Origin of the sequence: Nocardia sp. NPDC004860 (genome assembly GCF_040609015.1) — a bacterium.
GTDB lineage: Bacteria > Actinomycetota > Actinomycetes > Mycobacteriales > Mycobacteriaceae > Nocardia.
The window spans coordinates 1-25778 of sequence record NZ_JBEXJI010000021.1 but is presented as its reverse complement, the minus strand read 5'-3'; the positions used below and the strand labels follow the sequence as shown (position 1 = coordinate 25778).

The window sequence follows — 25778 nt, the reverse complement described above, 5'->3', positions numbered from 1 at the left end:
CGCCTCGGTCCGCTGGGGGTTCAGGTGAAGTCGGTGGCGGGCTCGGTGGCGTAGTGGCTCATCACGTCGATGTTCACCTGTGGTGTCAGTTCCCCGCCGTCGGCGATCATGTCCTGCAGGTCGCGGAAGTACTGCACATACAGGTCGGGGGTGAAGGTGCTGAGCATGACGGCCGGTTGGCCGGTGATGTTGGCGAAGGTGTGCGGGGCGCCGGGCGGGACCATCACCAGCGTGCCCGCTGTCGCGTCGTAGGCGGTGTCGCCGACGGTGAACCGCAGCGTGCCGGAGATGATGTAGAAGCCTTCGTCGTGCCGGGCGTGCCGGTGCTGCGGCGGCCCCGGGGTGTAGGGAGCCACGACGGATTCGGCGAGTCCGAGACGGTGGCCGGTATTACTGCCGTCCTCGAGGACGCGCATTCGCGTGGCGCCCAACATGATCACCTCACCCTCGCCCGGCCGCACTATCGAAACCGTTGTGGCGGAGTTCATTTCGTCGCTGTGTGCTTCGTCGGTCATATTTCGATTGCACCGCCGGGACACCGGAGGTGTCCAAGACCCGTTCCGCGATGCCGATACCGGACGGGTATCGTGCCAGGGTGGAGCTACGTACGCTGCGCTACTTCGTAGCCGTCGCCGAGGAACGCCACTTCGGGCGCGCCGCCACCCGGCTGTACATGAGCCAACCGCCGCTGAGCCGCGCCATCCGGCAACTGGAGGCGGAAGTCGGTGCCGCCCTGTTCGATCGGTCGCCCACCGGTGTCGGTCTCACCCCGGTCGGGGCGGTGCTACTCGACGAGGCGCGTGCTCTGCTCGAGCAGGCCGACCGGCTCAGCGTGCGGCTGGCCGCTGCGGCCGGAAACGCGAACCTCACCATCGGCATCCTGGGTGACGCCACCGACCCCGGCATCACCAGACTGGCTGCCGCTTACCGCCACAGGCACCCCGAGGTGGACATCCGTATCCGCGACACCGACCTCAGCGACCCCACCTGCGGGCTGAAGGCCGGACTGGTCGACGTCGCCGTGACCCGTGCGCCGTTCAACGACACCGCCCTGACCGTCCGTGAACTGCGCGCCGACCCCGTCGGAGCCGTACTGCGCGCCGACGACCCGCTGGCTCACCGCGACCACCTGAAACTGACCGACTTGGCCGACCGTCGCTGGTTCCAGTTTCCCGCCGGCACCGACCCCCTCTGGCAGACCTACTGGAACGGTGGCGAACCGCGGGAGGGCCCGGTCGTGCGGGTCGTTCAAGAATGTGTGCAAGCCGTGCTGTGGAACGGCACCGTCGGCGTAACTCCGCTCGGGCACAACGTGCCCGAGGGACTGGCTGTGGTTCCGCTGATCGATATGGCGCCGAGCAGGGTGGTGGTGGTCTGGAACGAGGGCGACGCCAACCCGTTGATCCGATCGTTCGTGCAAACAGCAACGGCCGCATACCTCGATCCCCATCTCGGCGGTGAATGCGACTCGGTCCACGAATAGACCCAAATGGCTCCTGCCGTTGATCTTTGGGGCCTTCATCGCCGTTCCGCACCGGGCGGCTCGCGGCATGAGCTTGCGTTGGTTCCGCCTTCCCACGATTCATGATTTTCTGAATACAGATTCTTCTGTGCTGTCATGGGTCAAGGTAATTGTCCCGATCAGCGAGACGATCACCGGTCGGGACGTGGGTTTGGCCGCTACGGTCCCGCAATGACCACCGAACGGTATGCAGTTATCGCTCTACTCCACAGGTATGCCGATGCGCTCGACCGGCGTGACTGGGCGGGCCTCGACAACGTGTTCGCCCCGGATGTGAAGGCGGATTACGCGGGGTCTGAAATCGTCGGCGGCCGAGACAATCTCGTCAGGATGATTCGTGGATATCTCGACAAGTGTGGTCCCACACAGCATTTGATGGGGCACGAGCAAGCGACTGTTGACGGCGAACGTGCCACGATGTCGGCGAAGATGCGGGTCCACCATATCGGTGCGAATCGACCGGATCTCGTGTTCGAAGTGTTCGGCTGGTACCACGCCGAGGCCGCCTACACCTCGGACGGGTGGCGGATCGTGGGCTGGCGGCAAGAGGTCACCCACGAGGTCGGGACCTACGAGGTGTTCGGCCGCGCCTAGGCGAGACTCCGGGCAGGTCAGGGCGTGACGGGGTCGAAGCGGAGGTGTAGTTCGCGAGGTGCTCCGACGCTGATGCCGACCGACCGGCGCACTTCGGTGCCGGGGGCGAGGCGGAAGCCGGTGAGGCGGTTCAGGAGGCGGGTGATGCCGATGTCGAGCTGCATGCGGGCGAAGTGGCGGCCGACGCAACGATGGATGCCGATGCCGAAGGCCAAGTGCGGGTTGTGGTTACGGTCGAAGTCGAGTTGGCCGGGGTTGTCGAAGCGGTCGCTGTCGCGGTTGCCCGAGCGCCAGTGCACTGCGACGCGGTCGCCCCTGGCGATCGGGACGCCGAGCAGGTCGTTGTCCTCCATGACGAGTCTGCCCATGACGCTCACGGTCGAGGTGTAGCGCAGCAGCTCGTCCAGATCGCGAGCGGCCCAATCCGGTTCACGCAGGCGCGCTTCGAGGCCGGGTATCTCGGTCAGGAACTCGGCGATGTAGGCGAGTGCGCCGCGGGTGGTGTCGAGCCCGCCCAGCAGTAGCACGGTGACCACGCCGAGCCGTTCCTCCATGGTCAGCGGTCGGCCGTCGGCGACGGTGGCATCGACGATGGACTGCAGCAGGTCCGCGCGCGGCGCGGCCTCGCGTTCGGCCATGAGCTCGGCGGCCAATGCCGCGACGGCGGCGAAACTTTCGGGCGTGTTCTGCACCGACACCTGGGTGACGGCATCGACCGCGCGCGCCAGCCGCTCCTGGTTGTCGTCGTCCAGCACGATCTTCGCCAGCGCACCCGCGGTGAACGGGATCGCGAACTCGCTGACGAACTCGACCTCCCCGTGGTCGGCGAACTGGTCGATGAGTTCGTCGGCGAGCTGCTGCACCACCGGCGCGTATCGTTGCAACGCCGACCGCGAGAACGGCCCGTTGAGGAACGCCCGGAAGTCGTGATGCAGCGGCGGATCCACGTCGATGGGCGGTAAAGCAACTGGCACAGAAGTCAATCCGGGCATGGATGAACTGAAGATCTCCGGATGCGCGGCCACGGTGACGAGGTCTTGATACCGCGTCACCACATGCATTCCACCACCGAATCCCGAATGCACGACCGGACATTGCCCGCGCGCCCAGGTGAGCTGATCGTCCAGCCGCGCGCAGTGGTCCTCATCGAACCAGTCGAGATGATCGAAGAACTCCTGACGGCTGTCGGTCACGGCAAACCCCTTCCCGCCCTGAGCAGCAGTGCGCTGATGGTGCGCCCGGCCGCGGCACGGAGTCAACCCGTCCGGCGCGTCGAAATCCGTGCCGAACGCCTGCGCTCACCAGCCGTCAGGATTTCGAGGGGCAGAAGCGAGCGCATGGTCGAGCTCGGAGAGAAGCTTGGCCTTGGAGCGCGCGCCGACCACGGTGAGGATCGGCCGACCGCCCCGGAAGAGGATGAAGGTCGGCGCCGACATGACTCGGTAAGTGGCAGTGACGGAAGGGTTTTCGTCAGTGTCGATCTTGTAGATGGTGAGCAGGTCAGCGCGCTCACGAGCAACGGCGGCCACGACGGGTGCGACCATCCGGCAGGGCGGGCACCATTCGGCGCCGAACTCGACCAGCACCGGTCGCGGGTGTTCGAGTACCTCGCGCTCGAAGGTCTCGTCGGTCACGACCTTCAGCTCGGACCCGACATCGTTCGACAACATCACGATTCCTTCGCTTCACACAGATCCGATATCAATTCGACACCGCCACAGCATGAATCGGCCTGCCTGGCCTGAGCCGCCACGAGTTTGTCCGTCAAGGCCGCGCGCAAGGCGGTGAGCTGATCCATCAGAGCGTCGACTTCGGCGAGACGGCGGCGGTATACGACGATCGAATCGGAACACGCGTCTCCGGCCTCGTGGCCTGCCCGCAGACACTCCACGAACGGCCGCGTGTCCTCCAGGCTGAATCCGACAGCCTGCAGGGCCAGAATTTCTTCGACCATCCGGGCATCGGCATCGCTGTACTCCCGGTATCCGTTGGCCTCACGCCCTGCCGTGATCAACCCCTGCGATTCGTAGAACCGCAACGCCCGTGTCGTTGTCCCCGCCTGCTTCGCCAACTCGCCGATCCTCATGCCTCGACCGTAAACATTGACCTCGGCGTCAAGGCAAGCCCGAGCACCCCACAGAGCACCGGCCGCTGATGCGCGCAGCCCTCCTCCCGCGCTCAACGGCATTGTTGCCGTGGGATCGGGATATCTGATCGACGACGGAGTCGCGTACCGGGTATCGGAGGTCCTCTGAAGAATTGTTTGCCGCGGGTGATGGGCTGCCGTGACCTGGCGGTGCGAATGTGCCTCCCGATGCCGTGGAACGCCAACGGTCCGAGTTGATTTCGGGCCGTTGGCGTTCGTGGGCCGGGATTCGCGGGTGGCCTGCGGTAGATGGAGCTAACGGATCGGCAGCGCGCTGAAGATGGGTTGGTAGGCCCAGTTCAGCATGCGTTCGGCGTCTTCCTTCGCGGCGCGGCCGCTGCCGGGTGAGCTGTGCAGGACTACACCGATCAGCGGTATTCCAGCCCGCACCGTCTCGAACAGCAGGCAGGCTCCCGCGGCGTCGGTGGATCCTGTCTTGATGCCGATGGTGCCGGGATACTCGTGCAGCAGCAGATTCGTGGTCTGCCAGTGGTGCTCGCGATTGCCCGGGCCGGCGGGCAGGTGATAGCTCTCCGACCCCGCGATCTCGCGGAACGCCGGCAGGCCCATCGCGCGCAGGCCGAGGGCCACCAGGTTCGCCGGTGTGGAATACGTGGAGTAGTCGTCGGGGGAGGGCAGTCCGCTGGGATCGGCGAAATGTGTTCCCGTCAGGCCCATTTGACCTGCGGTGTCGTTCATTCTGGCGATGAAGCCGTCTTGGCCGGGCCCGTAGGCATCGGCCAGGGTATAAGCGGCGTCGCAGCCGGAAGGCAGCATCATCGCGTACAGGGCCTGTCGTGTGGTGAACACTTCGCCGGGGACCAGCCCTGCGCTGCTTCCGTCGTTCCGGGCGCAATAGGACATGGCCTCCTGCGGCACGGTGACAGTCCGGTCGAGGTCGCCGGTATTGATCACGACCAGTGCCGTCATCACCTTTGCGATGCTGGCTATCGGGACCGGTGTGTCCGGCTCTCGTGACCACAGCATCGTGCCGGTAATTCCGTCTGCCAGTTCAGCCCCCGGCGCCTGTATTCCGTCAGGCTCGGAACGGGGCCAGGGCAACAGGCCATTCGGAGCACTCGCGGCGGGAGCGGCCGCGACGTTATGACTGACTGCCACAATCAGCGCCCCTGCGACGGCAGTGTGCAACAATTGAGCAAATGTCGGCATGGCGACATTCTGCCTTTCAATTCCCTTGATCTCGGGGATTTCATTTGCCAGGATTGTCACAAGGCTTGAGCCGTGGCGAATACATAGCTATCGAGATGCTTCGGCGCCGCAATTCTCGCTTGTGCCCGCCCGCTCGACGGTGTGAGCAGGGTCGTTCGAGTCGGCGCTGATCGCGTATGTCCTGGCTCCCTGGATGCCGAGTTTCGTTGTCGCTGATGCCAATTCGTCGGACAGAGGCATCAGATCGATTCGGTGCCGGGTGAGACATCCGGCAGAGCGAATGGTGCTCGGCGGTGCCGGTGACGAAGCTGTGGGCGTGTCGGTTTCGGCATAGGGCAAGTTGCGGCGGAATACCGCTCAATGGGCCGGCCGCCGGGCTGTGATCTGCAACCATCGGATTGGCGCGTCGAACTCGCCCGGCCCATATCGCCGGCGTAATTCCGTGGTTGCGATCGCGGTTGCGGATTCGACATCGAGGGACGAGTGGCGTTCGATTTCGCTACGCAGCGGGGTTCCCTGGCAGAACGCCTCCGCACCGGTCTCCGGCGTCGAGTGACTGGAACCCTCGACGTATTCACCGGTGATCCGGTCGAATCCGGCCGTTTCGAGTTCGCCGCGGATTCGGTCGATGTCGAAGTATCCGTAGGGCGTGCGGCGGAAGAACTCGAGTGGCTCGTCGGGTGCTGCCGCGCACAGTGCCCCGGTGATGACAAGGGGTACGGCGTTGTTCTCGATCCGGTCCCAGACGTTGAAGGCGAACATGCCATTCGGGCGCAGCACCCGGAGCGCCTCGGCGTATCCGCGTACCTTGTCGGGCAGGAACATTGCACCGAATTGGCATGCGACCACATCGAAGGAGCGGTCGGAGAAAGGCAGACTCTGGGCGTCCGCCACCTGCCAATGCACCCGCTCGGAAACGAGCCTGGCTGCGGCCGCTGTCACCATGGGTTCGTTCAGATCGGTTGACACGATGTTGTGCCCGCCCAGCCGGACGAGTTCCCTCGTCAGCGCCCCGGTCCCGGCAGCCGTTTCGAGAATGTCGACAGCGTCCGCCGTGGCCACCGATTCCGCAAGGAGCCGAGCCGGTTCCGCGAAGATCATCGGAACCAGCAGGCTGTGGTAAATCTCGGGGATCGACCCGGTGAAGGACGCGTCCCCGCGTCCGGCCGTGGTCACGAACCCGGCCTCGGATCGCCACTCACGGCACGGGATGCTACCGCCGACACCTGGATACGCGAGTCGGACGCGCAGGCTTCGAGTGAACCTCCGGCCGACCTGATACGTAAGAAGAGAGAAGAACAACGCATTCGACGCTTGCATCGGATGGACGAATGCCCCATCTGATGCATCGCCCTCGGCTGGTGTTCCGTAAGACCCCCCGACCAACGGAACACCAGCACCGAGGCCCTCCACCGCGACCAATCGCTTTTGCCGTTGCTATCCGAACATCCATTGACCGCCATTGACGTGGATAACCGCACCGGTGATGGCGGCGGAACGCGTCGAGCACAGGAAGGCGCATGCCCATGCCGGCTCCTCGGGCGTCGGCTGTCGTCGGACGGGGATGGTCGGGAGGAAAGTCTCCGTTCTTCGGGGTGACCTCGGGGTGGGTCTGCATGTCGCGGGCGGTGTCGACGAATCCGGGACAGACGTCGTTGACGGTGATGCCGTACTGGCCCAGCCCGGAGACCAGCGACCTGGTCAGCGTGCGCAGGCTGCCCTTGCCGACCGAGTGGGGGACCCGGGTCCAGCCGCCCAGCCGGCCATCCTCGCCGGCCGGTAGTGCCATTCCTCATCGGTGATCTCGAAGAAGTCCTTGTAAAGCTGTCGGGCTGCGTTGCTCACGTAGATATCCACGCCGCCGAATGTCGCCTCGGCCTGGGTCCGCATCCGCTCCACGGTCGCCTTGTCGTCGGCGTCACCTATCACCACCAGGGAGCCGACGCCGAGATCCGCGGCCTCCTTCGCCACCGAGTCGGCTTCCGCCTGATCGCTGCGGGTGTTGACAATGACGTTCGCGCCGCAGCCGGCCAGCACGATCGCCCGCCCGATATTCCGCGCCGAGCCCGTGACCAATGCTGTCTTACCAGCAATTCCGAAGACGTCGCTCATGTGCGCCTGCCGTTGATTCAGAATCTGCGGTGATGGTGGTTCCAACCTGAGATGCCCGGCACCGTCCCGCCGTCGCCATCACGCCACGTTCATTACCCGGCCCAGCACAATCGTCTCGCTCCACTCGCACGAGTCGAGCGTCGGCCTCGGTCTCCTTCTCTGCGGTGCCGACGGCATCCTTGACACGCCGCGGCTGGCAGCGGTGTCGAATCGCGTGGGCATCGCGGACCTCCAGGTGCAGCCATTGCGGATATTCGCCTGTGCCACTGGGTGCGGTCGCCGTGACGTATTTTTCCAAGACCACACGGCCGCCCTCGGCATAGCGTCCTCGGCATGAACAAGATCCTTTCAGCGATGACCGAGTGTGCCGCTGAGGCTGGGCGGGTGGCTCGGGGAGTTCGACCGGAGCAGTTGTCGGCGCCGACGCCGTGTACCGAATTCGATGTGCGGACGCTGATCAACCACTGGGTGCTCTACTCGGCCTACGGGCTGGAGTGCCGGGCGCGGCGGCGGGCGATCCCCGACGATCTGAGTGCGCGTGACTTCACGGCGACAGCGGATTGGGCCGAAGAGTATGCGGCGCAGTTGGATCGAGCAGTGCAGGCCTGGTCCGAGCCCGCCGTGTGGGAGGGTGAGATCGACCTCGGCTGGGCCTCGACGCCCGCATCCGACGTCGCGGGAATGCTGCTCGCCGAGCTCGCTCTGCACGGGTGGGACGTGGCCGCTGCGACCGGACAAGAGTTCCGGATCTCCGCGTCGGCGGCCACGACCATCGCGGAGATCGTCGACTCCAGTGCGGAGGAATACCGCTCGTACGGCATGTTCGTCACGGCAGTCGAGGTCGCTGATGGCACAGAGCCGTTCGTGCGGGCGGTGGCGGCATCGGGGCGAAATCCGCAGTGGACGGCCAGTATTCGAGCGTAGGTGGCGAACCGATCTCGCCTGCACACTGCGCGTGTCACATTTCAGCCGTGCGGGTGGTCATGGCGGTATGACTATCGCTCACACCTGGCCCGGATGGGTCGCGACCGGTTTCCTGTGGTTCCTCGCCCTCGAGTTCATGATGGGGGCGGTGACCAAGTTCTGGCCCGGGCCGACGTTTTTCGGGCCTGCGTACTCGATCAAATTCGCGGAGTGGGGCTGGCCCGCCTGGTTCCGGTTTGTGGTCGGCGGGATCGAGGGGGTGTGCGCGCTGCTCTTGGTGATCCCGTTCCACGAGGCACGATTCCTCGGCGCCGCGGTGCTGATCCTGGTACTGACCGGCGCCGTGGTCACGCACATCATCAACCACCACGGACCCAAGGAGAGTTTCGCGGCACCGGTGCACCTGGCGATCATGGTGATCGTCGCCCTTGCGACATGGCCGACTCACTGGCTGGACGTGCTTCGGCCCGGGCAATGGACGTAGCTGAATGTTGCGGTGGGCGAATGGGATTCGCCCATCGCGACCATCTCGCATGCCCCGCATCTCTGACCGTAAAGCCGAGCGCCACTGCACCGCAGACGGATGCCTGGAACGGAATTGCGGGGTGTTCGGTGTTGCAGCGGACCGAATTCCACCGGTCCCCTGGTCGGGGTTTCCTGGGGCAGAGCAGGTTTCAGTCCGCGCGCGAGAACACCGCCACCAGAAAGTCGGACTGGTCGGTGAATGGGCGTAGGTCCCACGTCGAGAGCAGCAAATCCACTGCGAGTCCGGCGTTCTCGGCGTCGGTCAGGAACTGCGGGAACTCGTAGCCGCGGTCGGCTCCGAAACCCGTGACCACCCGGCCGCGCGGGGCGAGGTTGCGGGCGAAACCCGCCAGCACCGCCTCTCGCGTGGAGGGCGCCAGAAATGTCATGACGTTCCCCGCGCACACGATGACATCGAAGTCGGCGGTGAGGTTGCGGGCCGGCAGGTCCAGTTCGGCGAGATCACCGACAATCCAGGTCGGGCCGGGATGGTCGTGCTCTGCGGCAGCGATCAAGACCGGATCGACGTCGACCCCGACCACGACGTGACCCGCGTCGTGCAGATAGCCACCCACACGCCCCGGACCACACCCCGCATCCAGGACCCGGCTACCGCGGTCGAGCATCGCGTCGATCAGCCGCGCCTCCCCGACGATATCCGCGCCCTCGGCCGCCAATCTCCGGAACCGCTCCACGTACCACTTCGAATGCGCCGGGTCGGCAGCGGTGAGCTCCTCCCAACGGCTGGGGGTACGTCCGCTCATGGATGGCTCCTCCTCGGTCGGGTCCGTGCCCGGTCCACTGTGCCACCGCCGCGCCGAGGCCAACCGGTCGGTCCCAGTTTCGCCTTCGGCCCAGGCCGTGTCGCCCCCCTTCGACCCGGGCTGCGTCGTCGCGATCGTGGGCCTGTGCCCGGTGATCAGGCGTTCTCGGCCAGAGCGGCCAGGACCGCCGAGGTGTCGTGATAGTAGGGCCGGAATTCGGTGATCAGACCGTCCTGGAAGCTGATCCATTGCAGCAGCGAGGTTTCCAGTACCCGTCCAGTGCGCCGGGCACGCAGCCGGCCTCGGCTGTAGGCGACGACCCGTTCCCCTTCGCTGAGGAAGTGCTGCTCGTCGAACCACAGGCCGTCCCAGCTGTCTCCCATGGCGGCGAGGAATTCGCGTATGCCCTCGTGCCCGTGCCACTGCCCGCCGTAGGGCAGGCTCGCGGCCTGGTACATCACGACATCCGGCGCCAGATACCGAGCCATCTCCTCGAACCCGGCCCCCTCGGTGAGGTAGGCGGCCTCCGCCGTATAGAAGGCCCGCAGGGTGGTCATCGCAACCGCTGTCATGCTCACGATGGTCATCGACGCTCACCGCCCACGCTGGCGAGAATCGGCCATGGTGTCGCGATGCCCGACGCCCGTTCCCAGGTCGGCGCGCACCGGTGCCCGCAAGGTCCGGTAGGCGATCTGGGCCTCTCGCCACGCGGCGATCAACGGGGCGCCGAGCACACCGATGAACCCCAGCGCCGCAACGAGTATCGGTACCCACACCAAGACCTGCCCACCCATCGGCAGAACATGACAGCCCGGCGGTTCGGGTGCCGGTTCGCCGTCAGTGATCCGGTGAGGTGGCTGAACCCATGAGCATGTCGTGGTGGGTGTCCACCTGCTCGCGCAGCGCCTCGACGAGGGCGGCGACTTCGGGGCGGCGCAGGGTTTCCGGGCGCGCGACGAGCCAATAGGTCAGGCGCACAGAGATCTCCGGCAGCACGCGGGCCAGGTCGGCGTGCCGGTCGGCCATGAAGCAGGGGAGCAGGCCCAGGCCGGCGGCCGCCCGGGTCGCCTCCACGTGCACGAAAACATTGGTGGAGGAGATGGATTCGCGCATGGCGGGCGCGAAGGTGGGGGCCAGGTCGAGGTCGTCGACCTGGAGCATGGAGTCGATGAAGTAGACCAGCGGGTGGCGGGACAGGTCTTCGAGGGCCTCCGGAGCCGGGTGGTCGGCGAGATAGCCGTGGGAGGCGTAGAGCCCGAGCGTGTAGTCGCCCAGGGCGATGGCGCGGGCGCGGCGCAGTTGCGGTTTGCCCACCACCACTTCGATATCGAAGCCCGATCGCTGCAACGACGCCAGCCGGGTGGCGGTGACGATCTCGACCGACAGCCCGGGATGACGACGCTGCATCCTCGCGATGGCGGGCGCGGCCACGTAGGCGCTGAACCCGTCGGTGGCCGACATGCGCACCACGCCTTCGAGTTCCGGGGTGTCGGAGGTCAGCGAGCGGACCGCGGATTCGATGGCCTCGGCCGCGGTGAGTGCCTCCCGGCCCAGATCGGTGAGCTCCCATCCGCTCGCACCGCGAATCAGCACCCGGCCGCCGAGCGCCTGCTCCAGCGCCGCGATGCGCCGCGAGATGGTCGTGTGGTTGATGCCCAGTTCCTCCGCCGCCGAGACGTAGCGGCCGGTGCGGCCCACCGCGAGCAGCACCAGCAGATCGTCGGGGCTGAGGCGGGTTGTGGTGGAGGTCACGCTCATTTCTGCATTCTTGCAGATTGTGGCTGCGGATCTGGTCATTGCGGGCGCGCCGAATGTGCACGAATACTCCTTGGCATCGAAGTATGTGGGCCGCATCACAGATGAGGGGTGAAGCGGCCCGAGCGTGAAGGAGTTGCGCGATGAGCCTCCCGGATACCGAACCGCAAGCCGGCGGCCTGGCCGGATTACGGCGTGTGGTCGCCGCGTCCATGGCGGGGACCGTGGTCGAGTGGTACGAATTCTTCCTCTACGGCACCGCGGCGACGCTGGTGTTCAACAAGGTGTTCTTCGCCAAGGGCACCAGCGACCTGGACGCCATCCTGGCGGCCTTCATCACCTACGCGGTCGGCTTCGCGGCACGGCCCTTGGGTGGCATCGTCTTCGGGCACTTCGGCGACAAGTACGGGCGCAAGAAGCTGTTGCAGCTGAGCCTGATCCTGGTCGGCGCGGCCACGTTCCTGATGGGCTGCCTGCCGACCTTCGGGCAGGTCGGCTATCTGGCCCCGGTGCTGCTGGTGGTGCTGCGGTTCATCCAGGGCTTCGCGGTCGGCGGTGAATGGGGCGGCGCGGTGCTGCTCGTCGCCGAGCACAGTCCGAGCCGCAGCCGCGCGTTCTGGGCGTCGTGGCCGCAGGCGGCGGTGCCGGTGGGCAATATGCTCGCCACCATCGTGCTGCTGGTGCTGACCTCGACACTGTCGGACGCGGCGTTCCTGTCCTGGGGCTGGCGGGTGGCCTTCTGGCTGTCGGCGGTGGTGGTGCTGATCGGCTACTACGTACGCACCAAGATCACCGATGCGCCGATCTTCGTGACCGCGCAACAGCTGGCCGAGCAGGAGAAGGCGAACTCGTTCAGTGCGCTCGAGGTGCTGAAGCGGTACCCGCGAGGTGTGTTCACCGCCATGGGACTTCGGTTCGGCGAGAACGTTTTCTATTATCTCGTCGTCACTTTCAGCATCACGTATCTGAAAGTCCATGTGGGAGCGAACACCAAGGTGATCCTGTGGTGGCTGCTCGCGGCGCACACCGTGCATTTCCTGGTCATCCCGCTGGTCGGACGGCTCAGTGATCGCATCGGGCGGCGGCCGGTCTACCTGGTCGGTGCGCTCGCCGCGGCGACCTGGGGTTTCTTCGCCTTCCCGATGATGGACAGCAAGCACAACGCGGTCATCCTGTGCGCCGTCATCATCGGCCTGGTGTTCCACGCCTTCATGTACTCCGCACAGCCGGCGATCATGGCCGAGATGTTCCCCACCCGCATGCGGTATTCCGGTGTGTCCCTGGGCTATCAGGTGACCTCGCTGGTGGCGGGGTCACTCGCGCCGATCATCGCGGTGCGGCTGCTGGATTCCTACAAATCCTCGGTGCCGATCGCCTGGTACCTGGCGGCCTCGGCGGCGGTGACCGTGGTGGCGGTGCTCTTCGCCCGCGAGACCAAGGGCGCGGACCTGGCGGCCATCGACCGGGCCGACGCGGAAAGCCTGGCAGCGCAGCGTAATTCGACGCACGACAGTGCAGAGGTGAAGGTGGCATGACCGAGACGACCGGACCCCTGGGTGAACTGGCGGGGCGCAGCGCACTGGTGACGGGCGGGGCGAGCGGGATCGGCGCGGCCTGCGCCCGCGAGCTGGCCGCCCGCGGCGCGCAGGTGACCGTCGCCGATATCGACGGTGAGGGCGCGGAAAAGGTGGCCGCCGAATTCGGCGGGCGGACATGGCAGGTGGATCTGTCGGATGTGACCGCGCTGGAGGACCTCCGGCTGGAGGCCGACATCCTGGTGAACAATGCCGGAGTCCAGACCGTCAGTCCGATCACCGACTTCCCGCCGGAACGGTTCCGCATGATGCTGAGGCTCATGGTCGAGGCCCCGTTCCTGCTCACCCGCGCGGCCCTGCCGCACATGTACGCCCAGGGGTACGGCCGGATCATCAATCTCTCGTCGGTGCACGGGCTGCGGGCCTCGGCGTTCAAATCGGCCTATGTGACCGCCAAGCACGCGCTGGAAGGGCTGTCGAAGGTGACGGCTCTCGAGGGCGGGCCGCACGGGGTGACCAGTAACTGCGTGAATCCGGGCTACGTGCGAACCCCGCTGGTGGACAAGCAGATCGCTGATCAGGCCGTAGCGCACGGCATCCCCGAGCAGCAGGTGGTGGAGCGGATCATGCTGACCGACAGCGCGATCAAGCGGCTGGTGGAGCCGGAGGAGGTGGCCTCGCTGGTGGGCTGGCTCGCATCGGATGCCGCGCGGATGGTGACCGGGGCCTCCTACACCATGGACGGCGGGTGGAGCGCCCGATGACCGAGATCGCAGCGGTCGCGGCTGTGCCGCAGTGGGTGCCGGACGAGGGCGCCATGGCGGCAGCGCGGATCACCGACTTCGGCCGGTTCGTCGAGCGGCGCTATGGGATTCACACCGAGAACTACGCGGAGCTGTGGCGCTGGTCGGTGGACGACATCGCCGGATTCTGGCGGGCGGTGCGGGAGTACTTCGAGGTCGGCGAGGAGCCCGCCGAGGTCCTGGCTTCCAGTGACATGCCGGGGGCTCGGTGGTTCCCCGGCACGAGGGTCAACTACGTCGACCAGATCGTCCGGCACGCCCGCACCGACCGGCCCGCGATGATCGCGCTCAGCGAGGACAGCCCACCGCGGGAACTCGCCTGGACGGAAATGCTCTCGCGCACAGCGGTTCTGGCTCGCTCACTGCGCGAACTGGGTGTCGGTCGCGGTGACCGGGTGGCTGGCTACCTGCCGAACATTCCCGAAGCCGTGATCGCCTTCCTGGCCACCGCGAGTATCGGCGCCGTCTGGAGCGCGTGCGGACAGGACTATACGGCCGCGGCGGCGCTCGACCGCCTCGGCCAGCTCGAGCCGGTCGTGCTCATCACCGCCGATGGCTACCGCTACGGCGGCAAGGCGCACGACAAGATCGCCGAAATAGCCGCTCTCCGTGATGGTTTGCCCTCACTGCGGAGCACCGTGCTGGTGTCGCGGCTCGGCCGAACCCTGCCCGACGTCCTGGACTGGAACCACGTCACCGAGGATCTGTTCGCGCCACAACCGCCCGCGCTCGCCACCGAGCCCGTCGATTTCGAGCATCCGCTCTGGGTGCTCTACTCCTCCGGCACCACCGGCAAGCCCAAGGGCATCGTGCACGGCCACGGCGGCGTGCTGCTGGAACATCTGAAAGCCCTTGCCCTGCACTCCGATATCGGGCCGGACGACATCTTCTTCTGGTACACCAGCCCCAGCTGGATGATGTGGAACTTCCAGGTCTCCGGACTGCTGACCGGCGCGACCATCGTCTGTTACGACGGCAGCCCGGGCCATCCCGCGCCGGATGCGCTGTGGGCGTTGGCCGCCCGCACCCGCGCCACGGTCCTGGGCACCAGCCCCGGGTACGTGCTGGCGTGTGAGAAGGCAGGCACCCGTCCGGCGCTCGCCCACGATCTGCGTGCGCTGCGGCAGATCGGCGTCACCGGTGCGGCCTTCCCGGCATCCTCGTCGATGTGGTTGCGCGACAATGTCGGTGCCATTCCGGTCTCCTCGATCAGCGGCGGCACCGATGTGGTCTCGGCCTTCATGGGCGGCACACCGACCGTCCCCGTCTGGCCCGGCGAGCTGTCCGCCCCGTATCTGGGAGTGGCCCTGGAAGCCTGGGACGAATCCGGTCACCCCGTCCACGATGCGGTGGGCGAGCTGATCGTCACTCAGCCGATGCCCTCCATGCCCGTCGCGTTCTGGAACGACCCCGACGGCGCCCGCTACCGCGACGCCTATTTCGACATGTACCCCGGTGTCTGGCGGCACGGCGACTGGATCACCCGCACACCGCACGGCAGCGTCATCGTGCACGGGCGGTCCGATTCCACCCTGAACCGCAACGGTATTCGCATGGGCAGCGCCGACATCTACGAGGTCGTGGAGGTGCTGCCGGAGATCGCCGAATCCCTGGTGCTGGGCATCGAACAGCCCGACGGCGGCTATTGGATGCCCCTGTTCGTGGTGCTCGCTCCGGGACGCGAGCTCACCGATGAGCTGCGGCAGCAGATCAACGCCAGCATCCGGACTGCGCTGTCGCCCCGCCACGTCCCCGACGTGATCATCGCAGCCCCCGGCATCCCGCACACCCGTACCGGCAAGAAGCTCGAAGTCCCGCTCAAACGCCTGCTACAGGGCGCAGATCCCGGTCGCGTCGTCGACCCTGCCGCGGTCGACGACCCCGGCCTGCTGTCCTGGTATCTCGGCCGAGCGTCCGCCTAGCCCATCACGCATCGCCGGTCGCCGTCGAGTCGTCAGCGCCCACACCACGAGGGCGGACAGCGAATAAGCCGCTCCCGCAGCGCAGGACGCCTGCCATCCCCACCGGTGGTAGGCCCAGGCGGTCGTCACCGCTCCGAGCGCGGATCCCAGCGAGTAGAACACCATGTACGCGCCGATGACACTGCTCGCCCGGGCCGGGTGGGCGGTCGTCAGCAGATGCTGGCTGCTGACATGCACCGCTTGAACAGCGAAGTCCAGCAGGACGATTCCCGCGACGAGCAGCCACGGCGCGGTACCGGTCTGGGCGATGAGCAGCCAGGACGCCGTGAGCAGGGCCAGTGACCAGCCCGTGATCGCCTGTGCGCGACCGGAATCGGCCCACCGGCCCGCGCGGGCGGCCCCGAGCGCCCCGGCCAGGCCCGCCAGCCCGAACAGGCCGATCCGGGTCGTGTCGAGGTTCCAGGGATCCGCGCCGAGCGGGAGCGCGAGTCCGCTCCACAGGGTTCCGAAGGACGCGAACAGGAAGAAGGCGATCAGTCCCCGGCTCAGGAACAGCCGATCCGTGGACACGAGGCGTCCGATCGACGCCAGCACCCGCGTGTATCGGGTTGTGGCCGTTCGGGTATCCGGATGCAGCCGCTGGCCGACGGTCACGGCGAGCCCGGCGCAGAGCACGGCGAGCACCGCGTAGACCGCGCGCCAGCCGGCCGCATCGCCGAGGACACCCGCGAGCACCCGGACACCGAGGATGCCCACCACCACACCCGAGGTGATCGCACCGATGGTCCGGCCGCGTTCGTCCGGCGCGGACACGGCGGCGGCATAGCCGACCGTCACCTGTACCACGACCGCGAACACCCCAGACACGACCAGCCCCGCCACCGCGACGGCACCGTTCGGCGCGGCGGCCACCAGCGCGGTCCCCACCGCGGTCAGCGCGAGCTGCGCACCGATGAGGCGACGGCGATTCAGTACATCCCCGAGCGGGACCAGCAGGACCAGCCCGGCGAAATAGCCGAACTGGCCGGCGGCCACCAGCCAGCCCACCGCGCCGGGGGAAAGCCCCAGGTCCGTGCCCGCCTCGGCCAGCACCGGCTGGATCGCATAGATCGTCGACACCGCCACCGCGCAGACCAGGGCCAGCAGCCAGCGCTGCCCCCTCGAAATCCCGTGGGCCATTCCGCCTCCCAGAATCAGTAGCAAAATGAAACTAATCGCAGCGTAGGCAATAATGGTTTCGAATCGCAACCGATAGGGAGGATGTGTCATGACCGCGACGCTCGGCTCGGGCCGCCCCTGGACCGACCCCGCCTGCCCTGTCGCCCGCACCGTCGACCTCGTCGGTGACCGCTGGAGCCTGCTCATCGTGCGCGACGCCATGGACGGCGCCGCGACGTTCACCGAGTTCCAGCAGCGGCTCGGCATCGCCCGCAATATCCTCACCGATCGGCTGCGCCGGCTCGTCGACCACGGCATCCTCACCACCAGCACCGCGCCCGGCGGCAAGCGGCACAGCTACGAACTCACCGCGGCCGGACGGGATCTGTTCACCGCCATCCTGGCGCTGCGGCAGTGGGGTGAGCGGCATGCCTTCGCCGCCGGCGAACCCCACTCCATCCTGCGCGACCTCGACGACAACCCGATCGCCGAACTGCGCCCCGAGAACCGGAAGGGCGCACCGGTCACCGCCGCGACGACCCGGGTGCGAAAGGTGCACTGACATAGCGATTCCGGGGCCGGGGGCCGGCGGGAGGTGAAACCGGCGAAGATCGCCACGTGCCCGCACCGAAACGTTCAGCGTGTCGGGTGCGGGTGGGCGAACCCGCGACGATCGGGCGGGACCGCGGCCACCTGCGCTTCTTTCAGCGTGAACCCGGCATTCCGGTCACGCGAAACGCCGTTGGGGGCGCGCGGGCGGCAATGACCTTGTAGTCTTTCACAATTCGGCCACCCGGCTTGGCTAGTGTCGGGTGAGCGGTGCATCTGTCGATCAACAGAGAAGGGGATTGTCGGACGTGGACGTGGGAGCAGTGGCGGCGGCCGCGCAGTCGGGTCGCAGCAGCGAAGCCATCGTCGCCGACACCGAGAAGCAAGCCATCGATCTGCTGACCAATATCGGTCGCTACTACCAGGCCATGTACAACCTCGGTGACATCCGTTCGCCCGGAGCCGAATTGCGTGCGGCCTGCTCGAAGCTGCTCACGGTCGCGAATTGGCTGGACACCGCCCGTGACGAGCAGCTGACCGATGTGTCGGAGTCCGCCGAGTCGGCCGGGCCGGCGCAGGGACGCTCGCTGCCCCGGGTGGTGGCCGATTTCCTCGCCGAACACCCCGAACAGACCTGGACCCCGGCGGAGGTGATCGCCGCGCTCCAGAGTCGCGGCGTGGAGCTGCCGATCAGCGCCCGCCACCACGTCGCGGTCGCGCTGGGGCGAATGGCGCAGCGCGACAACAGCAATGTCCGCAAACTGGATCGCGGGAAGTATCAGTACGCGGCGGACTCCGCGTAATCCGTCCCCGTCGGTTCGCGCATGATCGACGGGTGAAAGAAAAGCATTTGGTGTACTGCCGGATCGAACGCGCTGGCACGATCCTGCTGATCCGCAGGGCCGCCGGGGTTTTCCTGGCCGGACGGTGGGAGCTGCCGGGCGGCGGCGTCGAGCCGGGGGAGCGACCCGAACAGGCCGCGGTCCGCGAGGTCGCGGAAGAGACGGGTCTGGCCGTCGAGGTCCTCGGTGAGCGCTCGGCGCACGAATGGATGGATGTGGCAGGACGTCCGCTGCGGATTCACGCGCGCGTCTTCGATGTGCGCGAAAACGGCAGTGGCGCGGTGATTCTCAACCCGGACGAGCACGACGACCATGCCTGGGTCACGCCGGAGCAGGCTGCCGGGCTCGATCTCGCCGAGCACTTCCGCGACGCGGTGGCCGGATGAAGCGATGGGGAATGCCGGACGAGCCGCTGCGAGATGCCGGATGACGCGCTAGGAGATGTAGGCGATGAGTTCGTCGACGTAGGCACGGAAGAGGGTGGCCATGTCGACCGTGTCGGGATCCACCAGCCACTGCAGCTGCAGGCCGTCCATCATGGCGAAGACCTGGCGGGCGATGGCCGCGGGGTCGATGTCCTTGCGGATGCTGCCGTCGTCGATGCCCGCCTGGAGCGCTCCGGCCAGGTAGTCCTGGAGCAGGCGGTAGCGGTTCAATGCCCACTCGTGGGCCGGATGGTCGGCGGTGACCGCCTCACTGGTGAGCACGGTGAACAGCCGGACCAGCCCGGGCACATGCATATTGTGCTCGACCAGCTGGGCCAGGCGGACCAGGGCGTCCTTGCCGCGCAGCTGCTGGTCGAACCCGAGGCGGTCGTAGTCGAGGCGGTCGCGGTAGTCGAGGACCGCCGACAGCAACGCGGCCTTGTTCGGGAAGTAGTGCAGCAGCCCGGGCTGGGACAGACCGCAGCGGTCGGCGATCTCGGCGATGGAGGCACTGCGATAGCCGTTGTCGGCGAAGGCTTTCAGTGCCTCGTCGATGATCTGCTCACGGCGGTCGTCGCCCCGTCTGCGGCGTCGGGGGTGGGGCGTCATGAGGTGGGACACTAGTCAAGCGGGTTGATCAGGCAAAACCGGACCAGGATTACGAAATGGTAACAGTACCTAGTGACCACTCGGTAAACTGGATTCCCACTGGCACACTCGTGCCAGCCGTACAGGGCAGTACGAGGGAAGGGATTGCCGATGAGTCAGGCCCCGATCATCACGCCGATCACGCTGCGCGGAGCGGCCGGGAAGCTGGCCGCATGGGAGGCCGAGCCGCCCGCCGGGATCGAGCGTCGCGGCACCGCGCTGCTGGTGCCGGGCTTCACCGGCTCCAAGGAGGACTTCGAGGAGATGCTGCCGCTGCTCGCGGCGGCCGGGTACCGGGCCGTCGCCTACGACCAGCGCGGGCAGTGGGAGTCCGAAGGGCCCGAGGAGGTTTCGGGGTACACCCTGGCCGATTTCGTCGGCGACCTGCAGGGCGTGGTCGACCAGATTTCGCCGGCCGAGCCCATCCACCTGGTCGGGCATTCCTTCGGCGGCTACGTCGCCCGTGTCGCGGTGATCGAGCGGCCGCAGCGGTTCCGCAGCTTCACCCTGCTGGCGTCGGGCCCGTCCTCGGTCGCCGACATCAATTTCCCCCCGCCGCTGCTGGTCGCGCAGGCGGTGGAAGCCGGTGGGCAGGCGGTCATCTGGGAGCAGATGAACGCGGTCATGGCCCAGGCCGACCAGCAGCCCGCGCCGCAGCGCCGGGAGTTCCTGCGGGAGCGGATCCTGCGCACCAAGAAGGCCAATATCATCGGCATCCTGACCTGCATGGCCGAGCCGCCGGTGAAAGATCCGGCGGTGCTGCGGGATTCGGGTGTGCCGCTGCTGGTCGCCTACGGCGACATCAATGACCTGTGGGCGCCCGAGGTGCACGAGCGGTTCGCGAAGCAGTTGAACGCGAAGACCGCCGTCTATCACGGCTCCGGCCATGTGCCGAACGAGGATGTGCCCGCGCTGGTCAGCGCGGACCTGGTGACCTTCTGGAAGGAGCAGGAATGACCGACGTCGTCGACGACCTCCTCGGGAAGTTGGATCTTCCCGCCAAGATTCGCCTGATCTCGGGCGCGGGCTTCTTCCGCTTCGCGGGCGAACCGGGCATCGGGCTGGCCGAGATGCCGGTCTCCGACGGCCCGTCCGGCGTGCGCGGTGAGCAGTGGGACGAGCGCGACCCCTCGGTCAGCCTGCCCTCGGGCACCGCCCTGGCCGCCACCTGGGATCGCGACCTGCTCACCGAGATCGGCGCGCTCATCGCCGCCGAGGCCCGCCGCAAGGACGTGTACGCGGTGCTGGGGCCGACCATCAACCTGCACCGATCCCCGCTGGGCGGAAGGCATTTCGAATGCTTCTCCGAGGATCCGATGCTGACCGCCGAGATCGCCGACGCCTACGTGCGGGCGGTGCAGGCGCACGGGGTGAGCGCGTGCCCGAAGCACTACGTCGCCAATGACTCCGAGACCGAGCGGTTCACCGCGAATGTGGTCGCGGACGAGCGGACCCTGCGAGAGCTGTACCTGTACCCGTTCGAGCGGTCCGTCGAGGCGGGCGCGTGGATGATCATGGCCGCCTACAACTCGGTCAACGGCGTCACCATGACCGAGAACGACCTGCTCGGCGAACCGTTGAAGGGGGAGTGGGGCTTCGACGGCGTGGTGGTGTCGGACTGGACCGCCGTGCGCTCCACCCTCGGCGCGGCGAAGGGCAACGACCTGGCCATGCCCGGTCCGTGGGAGCTGTGGGGCGCGCCGCTGGAAGCGGCCGTCCGCGAGGGCGAGGTGCCCGAGTCCGCGATCGACGAGAAGGTGCGGCGCATCCTGCGATTCGCCGTCCGGGTCGGCGCGTTGAACGGAACGCCCAAGCCCGTTCCGGCCTTCAGCGACGAGGCGTCGCAGCGCCTGGTGCGCGAGGCCGCGGCCAAGGCCATGGTGCTCGCCGCCAACGACGGCACCCTGCCGCTCGGTAAGCCCGCGCAGGTCGCGCTGCTCGGGTCCGCCGCCGCCGAACCGCGTTTCATGGGCGGCGGCAGTGCGACCGTGATTCCGGCGCACACCACCTCTCCGCTGCAGGGGCTGTCGGAGGTGCTGCCGGTGGTCCACACACCGGGTGTGCACCTGAGCGAGAACATGATTCCGGTTCCGCTCGACCTGGTCACCGACCCCGAGACCGGTGAACCGGGACTGTCGCTGCGGTACCTCGACGGCGACGCCGTGCTGGATACCGAGCATCGGCGGGCGGGCAGCCTCATGCTCTTCGGCAACCCGAATGCCCTGCAGGCCAAGGCTATCGAGCTGCGCGGACGACTGCGGGCCGATGTGGCGGGGGAGTGGCGCATCGGCTTCGCCGGTGTGGGCACGCTGACCCTGACGCTGGACGGCGAGCAGGTGCTCGCGGAGACCGTGGTGCCCGCGGGCGCCGATCCGGTCGAGATGCTGCTGAATCCGCCGCAGCGGTTCGTGACCCGCACCCTCGCCGAGGGGCAGGAGGTCGACGTGCTGGTGCGCATGATGCCGGACAACGGCTTCCCCGCCCTGGGCATCACCTGCGCAGTCGGCCGTCCGCGCCGATCGGATGACGAAGAGTTCGCTGCCGCAGTCGAATTGGCGCGGACCTCCGAGGTGGCGGTGGTGGTCGTCGGCACGACCGAGCGGATCGAATCCGAAGGCTTCGACCGCACCACGCTGCGACTACCCGGCAGGCAGGACGATCTGGTCGCCGCGGTCGCCGCGGTGAACCCGCGCACCATCGTGGTGGTGAACTCCGGTTCGCCGGTGGAGATGCCGTGGCGCGACGACGTCGCGGCCGTGCTGCTCGCCTGGTTCCCCGGGCAGGAATTCGGCGCGGCGCTCGCCGACGTGCTCACCGGCGCCGCCGAACCCGGCGGCCGCCTGCCCACCACCTGGCCCGAAACGATGGCCGACGTGCCCGTGCTCGACACCAAGCCCGCACCCGACAATGCGCTGCCCTACGGCGAGGGCATTCACATCGGCTACCGCGCCTGGCTGAAATCGGGTGTGGCCCCGGCCTATCCGTTCGGCCACGGCCTCGGCTACACCACGTGGGAGCTCGACGAGCTGACGGTGTCCGGCCGGACGGCGACCGTCACCGTCCGCAATACCGGTGACCGCCGGGGCCGTCAGGTCGTGCAGGCGTATCTGTCGCGCGAGCACAGCGACGTCGACCGGCCGGTGCGCTGGCTGGCCGGATTCGCGGTGGTGGAGGCGAACCCGGGTGAATCCGTCACCGCCATCATCGACGTGCCCAAGCGCTCCTTCGAGCACTGGACCGATCGGGGCTGGGCCATCGAACCCGGGACCTTCACCCTGCACGTCGGCACCTCGGTGACCGCCCTCCCCCTCACCGCCGACATCGCCTGATCGCCTCGACCGCAACGGGTTCCGGCCGCACCACGGCCGGAACCCGTCGGCGGTGCGCTGACATTCGGTGCCGGAGTTTCGGTGGGGCTATGGATATTGCTGCTTGCATGCCACGATCAGGTAATATCTGGCCACATCGAAAGGGGCTGCACGGCAACCCTTTTGCACTCTTGATCGACAGCTAGGCGGGTAGGGGGTATCCGGGGGACAGAGCTCGAGGCTTCAGCGAAGTTGTCGAGGCGCAGGGGCCGCTCGTCGACGCGGTGTGGGTGTTGACGGCGAAATGACGGGGGCTGCGCCACCGATCGTGCACGCGATGGATGACGCCGGCGTAGCCGTCCTCCGCGACGTGGTGACCAGAAGATTCCGCAGCATCGTCTGCCGCTCGCATCAAAGGAATCTAGAGTGTCCGAAAATTTCCCGGATCATCCCGCCGCTCTTTCTTCCACTCCCACAGACCTTTCCCTGCTGTTGCGTCCGGCCCCGCCCGGAGCGCCCACCGACATGGTGCGCATGCAGCCGCGCAACGGCTACCTGCTCTGGGCCGACCTGCCACCCGTCCTCGTCCTGGGCAGCTCCGGCGGCTCCGGCGCGACCACCACCGCTCTGGGTATCGCGGGCGCGGCCGCCTACGACTACGGCGAACACTCGCCGATCGTCGTCGATGCCACGACCACCGGCGGCGACCTGGCCGCCCGCGGCTGCGACACCATCGACGCCGCGGGGACCGTCCAATCCTGGCTGAGCATGACCCACCGCAGCCTGCCGTCCACCGTGATCGACAGTTGCGGCGAAAACAGCTCCGGCGTAGGCGTATTGCCCCGTGGCCCCGAGGCGCTGCCCCGCCGCGAGACCTACTCCTCGGTGCATCGCGATCTGGTCGAAGCCGGTTGCCTGCCCGTCTACGACGGCGGCGCGCCCGTCACCAACCGCATGGTCGCCCCGCTGCTGTCGGACTCCCGGATCTCGCTGGTGATCACCCTCGCCGCCCGTCCCGACGCCGTGAATCGGCTCAAACCCGCCCTGATCTGGCTCGACGACAACTACAGCCAGTACCACCTGGCCGAAGCGGTCATCGTCGTCACGCGTCAGCACCCGAAAGACGGGCCGCTGGTCACCGAACACGTCCGCACATATCTCGGCGACGTGGTCCGGGCGGTCGCCGAAATCCCCTATGACGCCCACCTGGGTTCCGGCGGCCCCATCAGCTGGCGTCGCCTGGCGCCACCCACCCGCGCCGCCTACCGTCAACTCGTGAACCTGCTCCGTTAGTACCCGACATTTCGAAATGCCTGTGCGGCTTGATCCGTCGGCGCGGCTCTTGCTGGCAGGATTACGCCGTGAACGCATTCGAGGTGGCGATGACCGTTCGATTGCGGTGCGGCCGCTGAGAAGTTCACGGTGTTGGCGTAATTCCCTGTTCGAATGCATCTCACGAGACATGGATTCGAGGGCATATGACGAATGCTCGGCGGTTACAGCAGCAGGTTGATGGCGGAGGACATGCGCGTTCGGCAGCGCGAACACGATTGCCCGCGGGAGTGCTGACATATGTCGCATTCCTGCTGACGGCCCTCGGTCTGGTACTTATCGGACCGGTAGCCGCGGGTTTCCTGATCGAGGCCAGCGGGGGCGGGGCCACCGGGCCGGGAGCAATCGCGGCGCTGATCGGGATGGCGACCTTCATCGCACTCACGCTGGGGGCAGGATCCTGGATGTTCTGGACGGCCAGGCGCAGCCCGGCCCGGGGATCACACTCTGGTACGTGATCGGCGCAGCAGAACGACTGCCCCGACGACGATGACGATGCCGACCGCGAGGAGGACCGAACCGAAGACCGCGAGGAACCAGGTCTGGCCGGACAACGCGGCAATGGTGCCCGGGACCGCCAGCCAGACGACCGTGCCGAGGATGGCGGAGAACCATTCCGCGGGGCTGCGGCCGAGTCGCCAGCCCATCGTGGCCAGTTCCGATTTGATGGATTCGCCGATCCGGTCGGGATCGCGGTTCCAGTGGTGCGGGGCCTCGCCCTCGCTGTTGGGCCAGTAGTATCGGAAGAACTGTGCGCGGCCGTGCTTTTCATTGAGCCGCAGGGAATAGCTGTAGGGGGTCCGGGTGCGGTCCTTGTCGTAGGGACGTTCGACCCGCAGGCCGTCGTGGACCGAGCGCACGGTGTAGGGGCTGCCGTCGAGCACCATCCGCAGGCGGCTCTCCAACAGCACCTTCGCCGACGGAATCGGATAACTCACAAGATCATCGTAATCTAACCGAGACCATTTGTGCGGCAATCGAACTGGCCGGCACGAATCCACGGGGTGGCATTTCCGAATGCGATTGTCTCTCGACGCACTGCGGCGAATTATCAGCCCTGGCCGCCGAAGATGGTGAGATCGATGGCATCGGCCATGGCCTGGTATCCGGTCGCGTTCGGGTGGAGGTTGTCCGGACCCGTATAGCGCGGGGCCGGGACGGAGGGGTCGGCCGGGTCGTGGAGGGCGGCGTCGAAGTCGATGACGCTGTCGGCGAGCTGCTGCCCGCGAATCCAGGAATTCAGTTGCCGGCGAACCAGCTGGTGGTAGTCGGCGCCGATCGGGATGCCCAGGTCGTTGATGCCCTCGAGGATGATGACGTCGGTGACGCCGGGCTGGTCGAGCACATCGTGCTGGAGCCGGGCGGTGGCGACGGGACCGAACTGGGGGATGAATCCGTCTCTGGTGACCCGGTTTCCGGAGATGCCGGCATTGACGACGCTGTACGGCAGCCCGGCCTGATCGAGCCGCCGCTGGAGGAAGTCGGGGTAGCGCTGGGCACGGTCGACACGCCGGGATCCTGCGGGAGGCCCAGGAAGTTCGAGGCGACATAGCCGTCGGTGATCGAATTACCCAGGGCGACTATGGTGCTCACCGCTCCGGGCGCTCGGACATCGAGACCGGACAGGAACGGCAACGAGGTGGTGCGCAGCGGCAGACTCGCCCCGGCGGGGGGGGGCGGGGGGGTGGTGCGCGGGGCGGGGGGGTGTTTCCCCCCCGGGTACCGCGCCCGGGGGGCCCGGGGC

At 67.3% G+C, this 25778-nt stretch carries 28 protein-coding genes and 1 pseudogene; 13 read left to right on the top strand and 16 right to left on the bottom strand.

Going from position 1 to position 25778, the window contains the following annotated elements:
- Positions 1-20 precede the first annotated feature (20 nt).
- Positions 21-515 carry a cupin domain-containing protein gene (locus tag ABZV44_RS30610; protein WP_354843736.1) on the bottom strand — a complete coding sequence of 165 codons (495 nt, stop codon included), beginning with the start codon at positions 513-515 and terminating at the stop codon, positions 21-23.
- A gap of 80 nt (positions 516-595) precedes the next feature.
- Between ABZV44_RS30610 and ABZV44_RS30605 the strand changes: the two genes are divergently transcribed.
- Positions 596-1483, top strand: coding sequence for a LysR family transcriptional regulator (locus tag ABZV44_RS30605; RefSeq protein WP_354843733.1), 888 nt, complete (start codon positions 596-598; stop codon positions 1481-1483).
- 210 nt (positions 1484-1693) lie between these two features.
- Positions 1694-2116, top strand: coding sequence for a nuclear transport factor 2 family protein (locus ABZV44_RS30600; RefSeq protein ID WP_354843730.1), 423 nt, complete (start codon positions 1694-1696; stop codon positions 2114-2116).
- A 17-nt stretch (positions 2117-2133) separates the two neighbouring features.
- Here ABZV44_RS30600 and ABZV44_RS30595 read toward each other — a convergent pair whose 3' ends face one another.
- The 7 genes and pseudogenes from ABZV44_RS30595 to ABZV44_RS30565 form a co-directional block, all read right to left on the bottom strand.
- Entirely contained in the window at positions 2134-3309 is a 1176-nt protein-coding gene (locus ABZV44_RS30595; protein WP_354843727.1) for a cytochrome P450, read from the bottom strand.
- Between the two features lie 105 nt (positions 3310-3414).
- Positions 3415-3750 carry a thioredoxin domain-containing protein gene (locus tag ABZV44_RS30590; protein WP_354843724.1) on the bottom strand — a complete coding sequence of 112 codons (336 nt, stop codon included), beginning with the start codon at positions 3748-3750 and terminating at the stop codon, positions 3415-3417.
- Positions 3751-3785: 35 nt separating this feature from the next.
- Entirely contained in the window at positions 3786-4202 is a 417-nt protein-coding gene (locus ABZV44_RS30585) for a MerR family transcriptional regulator (protein ID WP_354843721.1), read from the bottom strand.
- A gap of 315 nt (positions 4203-4517) precedes the next feature.
- Positions 4518-5492, bottom strand: coding sequence for a serine hydrolase (locus ABZV44_RS30580; protein WP_354843718.1), 975 nt, complete (start codon positions 5490-5492; stop codon positions 4518-4520).
- A 297-nt stretch (positions 5493-5789) separates the two neighbouring features.
- Positions 5790-6608, bottom strand: a complete 819-nt coding sequence (locus tag ABZV44_RS30575) for a class I SAM-dependent methyltransferase (protein WP_354843715.1) — start codon at positions 6606-6608, stop codon at positions 5790-5792.
- 261 nt (positions 6609-6869) lie between these two features.
- Positions 6870-7016, bottom strand: a pseudogene (locus ABZV44_RS30570) (SDR family oxidoreductase); the annotation flags it as partial.
- A 117-nt stretch (positions 7017-7133) separates the two neighbouring features.
- Complete coding sequence (locus tag ABZV44_RS30565; RefSeq protein ID WP_354843712.1) at positions 7134-7544, bottom strand: SDR family NAD(P)-dependent oxidoreductase; 411 nt, start codon at positions 7542-7544, stop codon at positions 7134-7136.
- Positions 7545-7877: 333 nt separating this feature from the next.
- Between ABZV44_RS30565 and ABZV44_RS30560 the strand changes: the two genes are divergently transcribed.
- Both ABZV44_RS30560 and ABZV44_RS30555 read left to right on the top strand, forming a co-directional pair.
- A complete protein-coding gene (locus tag ABZV44_RS30560) occupies positions 7878-8468 on the top strand; it encodes a TIGR03086 family metal-binding protein (protein ID WP_354843709.1) in 591 nt (196 codons plus the stop codon).
- 67 nt (positions 8469-8535) lie between these two features.
- The gene (locus tag ABZV44_RS30555) at positions 8536-8952 is read left to right on the top strand and encodes a DoxX family protein (RefSeq protein WP_354843706.1); all 417 of its coding nucleotides are present in this window, start codon (positions 8536-8538) and stop codon (positions 8950-8952) included.
- Between the two features lie 190 nt (positions 8953-9142).
- Here the strand turns inward: ABZV44_RS30555 and ABZV44_RS30550 are convergent, their stop codons facing one another.
- From ABZV44_RS30550 to ABZV44_RS30535, 4 genes are all read right to left on the bottom strand, one after another.
- On the bottom strand, positions 9143-9757 hold the full coding sequence (locus tag ABZV44_RS30550; protein ID WP_354843703.1) for a class I SAM-dependent methyltransferase: 615 nt from the start codon (positions 9755-9757) through the stop codon (positions 9143-9145).
- Positions 9758-9912: 155 nt separating this feature from the next.
- On the bottom strand, positions 9913-10329 hold the full coding sequence (locus ABZV44_RS30545) for a nuclear transport factor 2 family protein (protein ID WP_354843700.1): 417 nt from the start codon (positions 10327-10329) through the stop codon (positions 9913-9915).
- A gap of 21 nt (positions 10330-10350) precedes the next feature.
- A complete protein-coding gene (locus tag ABZV44_RS30540; RefSeq protein WP_354843697.1) occupies positions 10351-10551 on the bottom strand; it encodes a hypothetical protein in 201 nt (66 codons plus the stop codon).
- A gap of 43 nt (positions 10552-10594) precedes the next feature.
- Complete coding sequence (locus ABZV44_RS30535; RefSeq protein ID WP_354843694.1) at positions 10595-11515, bottom strand: LysR family transcriptional regulator; 921 nt, start codon at positions 11513-11515, stop codon at positions 10595-10597.
- A gap of 140 nt (positions 11516-11655) precedes the next feature.
- Here ABZV44_RS30535 and ABZV44_RS30530 point away from each other — a divergent pair, with 140 nt between their 5' ends.
- The 3 genes from ABZV44_RS30530 to ABZV44_RS30520 are packed head-to-tail and all read left to right on the top strand — an operon-like array spanning position 11656 to position 15772.
- Positions 11656-13047 carry an MFS transporter gene (locus ABZV44_RS30530; RefSeq protein ID WP_354843691.1) on the top strand — a complete coding sequence of 464 codons (1392 nt, stop codon included), beginning with the start codon at positions 11656-11658 and terminating at the stop codon, positions 13045-13047.
- 17 nt (positions 13048-13064) lie between these two features.
- Positions 13065-13811, top strand: coding sequence for a 3-hydroxybutyrate dehydrogenase (locus ABZV44_RS30525; protein WP_354844006.1), 747 nt, complete (start codon positions 13065-13067; stop codon positions 13809-13811).
- Positions 13808-15772 carry an acetoacetate--CoA ligase gene (locus ABZV44_RS30520; RefSeq protein ID WP_354843688.1) on the top strand — a complete coding sequence of 655 codons (1965 nt, stop codon included), beginning with the start codon at positions 13808-13810 and terminating at the stop codon, positions 15770-15772. Before ABZV44_RS30525 ends, ABZV44_RS30520 begins: the two co-directional genes overlap by 4 nt.
- Here ABZV44_RS30520 and ABZV44_RS30515 read toward each other — a convergent pair.
- Positions 15680-16951, bottom strand: coding sequence for an MFS transporter (locus tag ABZV44_RS30515; RefSeq protein ID WP_354843686.1), 1272 nt, complete (start codon positions 16949-16951; stop codon positions 15680-15682). The genes ABZV44_RS30520 and ABZV44_RS30515 overlap by 93 nt on opposite strands.
- Positions 16952-17039: 88 nt before the next feature.
- On the opposite strand from ABZV44_RS30515, the gene ABZV44_RS30510 reads away from it, so the two are divergent.
- The 3 genes from ABZV44_RS30510 to ABZV44_RS30500 all read left to right on the top strand — a co-directional run bounded on the left by ABZV44_RS30510 (position 17040) and on the right by ABZV44_RS30500 (position 18707).
- Complete coding sequence (locus ABZV44_RS30510; RefSeq protein ID WP_354843683.1) at positions 17040-17492, top strand: helix-turn-helix domain-containing protein; 453 nt, start codon at positions 17040-17042, stop codon at positions 17490-17492.
- A gap of 295 nt (positions 17493-17787) precedes the next feature.
- Entirely contained in the window at positions 17788-18282 is a 495-nt protein-coding gene (locus tag ABZV44_RS30505; RefSeq protein WP_354843680.1) for a hypothetical protein, read from the top strand.
- A 32-nt stretch (positions 18283-18314) separates the two neighbouring features.
- A complete protein-coding gene (locus ABZV44_RS30500; RefSeq protein ID WP_354843677.1) occupies positions 18315-18707 on the top strand; it encodes an NUDIX hydrolase in 393 nt (130 codons plus the stop codon).
- A 48-nt stretch (positions 18708-18755) separates the two neighbouring features.
- On the opposite strand, the gene ABZV44_RS30495 is transcribed toward ABZV44_RS30500, so the two are convergent.
- The gene (locus ABZV44_RS30495; RefSeq protein ID WP_354843674.1) at positions 18756-19355 is read right to left on the bottom strand and encodes a TetR/AcrR family transcriptional regulator; all 600 of its coding nucleotides are present in this window, start codon (positions 19353-19355) and stop codon (positions 18756-18758) included.
- Positions 19356-19505: 150 nt separating this feature from the next.
- On the opposite strand from ABZV44_RS30495, the gene ABZV44_RS30490 reads away from it, so the two are divergent.
- The 3 genes from ABZV44_RS30490 to ABZV44_RS30480 all read left to right on the top strand — a co-directional run bounded on the left by ABZV44_RS30490 (position 19506) and on the right by ABZV44_RS30480 (position 23995).
- Complete coding sequence (locus ABZV44_RS30490) at positions 19506-20351, top strand: alpha/beta hydrolase (protein WP_354843671.1); 846 nt, start codon at positions 19506-19508, stop codon at positions 20349-20351.
- Entirely contained in the window at positions 20348-22723 is a 2376-nt protein-coding gene (locus tag ABZV44_RS30485) for a glycoside hydrolase family 3 C-terminal domain-containing protein (protein ID WP_354843669.1), read from the top strand. Before ABZV44_RS30490 ends, ABZV44_RS30485 begins: the two co-directional genes overlap by 4 nt.
- A 405-nt stretch (positions 22724-23128) precedes the next feature.
- On the top strand, positions 23129-23995 hold the full coding sequence (locus ABZV44_RS30480) for a hypothetical protein (RefSeq protein WP_354843666.1): 867 nt from the start codon (positions 23129-23131) through the stop codon (positions 23993-23995).
- Positions 23996-24474: 479 nt separating this feature from the next.
- Here the strand turns inward: ABZV44_RS30480 and ABZV44_RS30475 are convergent, their stop codons facing one another.
- Together ABZV44_RS30475 and ABZV44_RS30470 are read right to left on the bottom strand one after the other, a co-directional pair.
- Positions 24475-24972: a hypothetical protein gene (locus ABZV44_RS30475; protein WP_354843663.1), complete on the bottom strand. Its 498-nt coding sequence runs from the start codon at positions 24970-24972 to the stop codon at positions 24475-24477.
- Between the two features lie 113 nt (positions 24973-25085).
- On the bottom strand, positions 25086-25484 hold the full coding sequence (locus ABZV44_RS30470; protein WP_354844004.1) for an SGNH/GDSL hydrolase family protein: 399 nt from the start codon (positions 25482-25484) through the stop codon (positions 25086-25088).
- Positions 25485-25778: the final 294 nt, after the last annotated feature.

Bases quoted from the DNA above. Each gene is read 5' to 3' on its own strand.
- ABZV44_RS30610 (WP_354843736.1), bottom strand. From the start codon at position 515: ATGACCGACGAAGCACACAGCGACGAAATGAACTCCGCCACAACGGTT.
- ABZV44_RS30600 (WP_354843730.1), top strand. From the start codon at position 1,694: ATGACCACCGAACGGTATGCAGTTATCGCTCTACTCCACAGGTATGCC.
- ABZV44_RS30585 (WP_354843721.1), bottom strand. From the start codon at position 4,202: ATGAGGATCGGCGAGTTGGCGAAGCAGGCGGGGACAACGACACGGGCG.
- ABZV44_RS30565 (WP_354843712.1), bottom strand. From the start codon at position 7,544: ATGAGCGACGTCTTCGGAATTGCTGGTAAGACAGCATTGGTCACGGGC.
- ABZV44_RS30560 (WP_354843709.1), top strand. From the start codon at position 7,878: ATGAACAAGATCCTTTCAGCGATGACCGAGTGTGCCGCTGAGGCTGGG.
- ABZV44_RS30555 (WP_354843706.1), top strand. From the start codon at position 8,536: ATGACTATCGCTCACACCTGGCCCGGATGGGTCGCGACCGGTTTCCTG.
- ABZV44_RS30550 (WP_354843703.1), bottom strand. From the start codon at position 9,757: ATGAGCGGACGTACCCCCAGCCGTTGGGAGGAGCTCACCGCTGCCGAC.
- ABZV44_RS30545 (WP_354843700.1), bottom strand. From the start codon at position 10,329: ATGACAGCGGTTGCGATGACCACCCTGCGGGCCTTCTATACGGCGGAG.
- ABZV44_RS30540 (WP_354843697.1), bottom strand. From the start codon at position 10,551: ATGGGTGGGCAGGTCTTGGTGTGGGTACCGATACTCGTTGCGGCGCTG.
- ABZV44_RS30535 (WP_354843694.1), bottom strand. From the start codon at position 11,515: ATGAGCGTGACCTCCACCACAACCCGCCTCAGCCCCGACGATCTGCTG.
- ABZV44_RS30530 (WP_354843691.1), top strand. From the start codon at position 11,656: ATGAGCCTCCCGGATACCGAACCGCAAGCCGGCGGCCTGGCCGGATTA.
- ABZV44_RS30520 (WP_354843688.1), top strand. From the start codon at position 13,808: ATGACCGAGATCGCAGCGGTCGCGGCTGTGCCGCAGTGGGTGCCGGAC.
- ABZV44_RS30515 (WP_354843686.1), bottom strand. From the start codon at position 16,951: ATGGCCCACGGGATTTCGAGGGGGCAGCGCTGGCTGCTGGCCCTGGTC.
- ABZV44_RS30510 (WP_354843683.1), top strand. From the start codon at position 17,040: ATGACCGCGACGCTCGGCTCGGGCCGCCCCTGGACCGACCCCGCCTGC.
- ABZV44_RS30495 (WP_354843674.1), bottom strand. From the start codon at position 19,355: ATGACGCCCCACCCCCGACGCCGCAGACGGGGCGACGACCGCCGTGAG.
- ABZV44_RS30490 (WP_354843671.1), top strand. From the start codon at position 19,506: ATGAGTCAGGCCCCGATCATCACGCCGATCACGCTGCGCGGAGCGGCC.
- ABZV44_RS30485 (WP_354843669.1), top strand. From the start codon at position 20,348: ATGACCGACGTCGTCGACGACCTCCTCGGGAAGTTGGATCTTCCCGCC.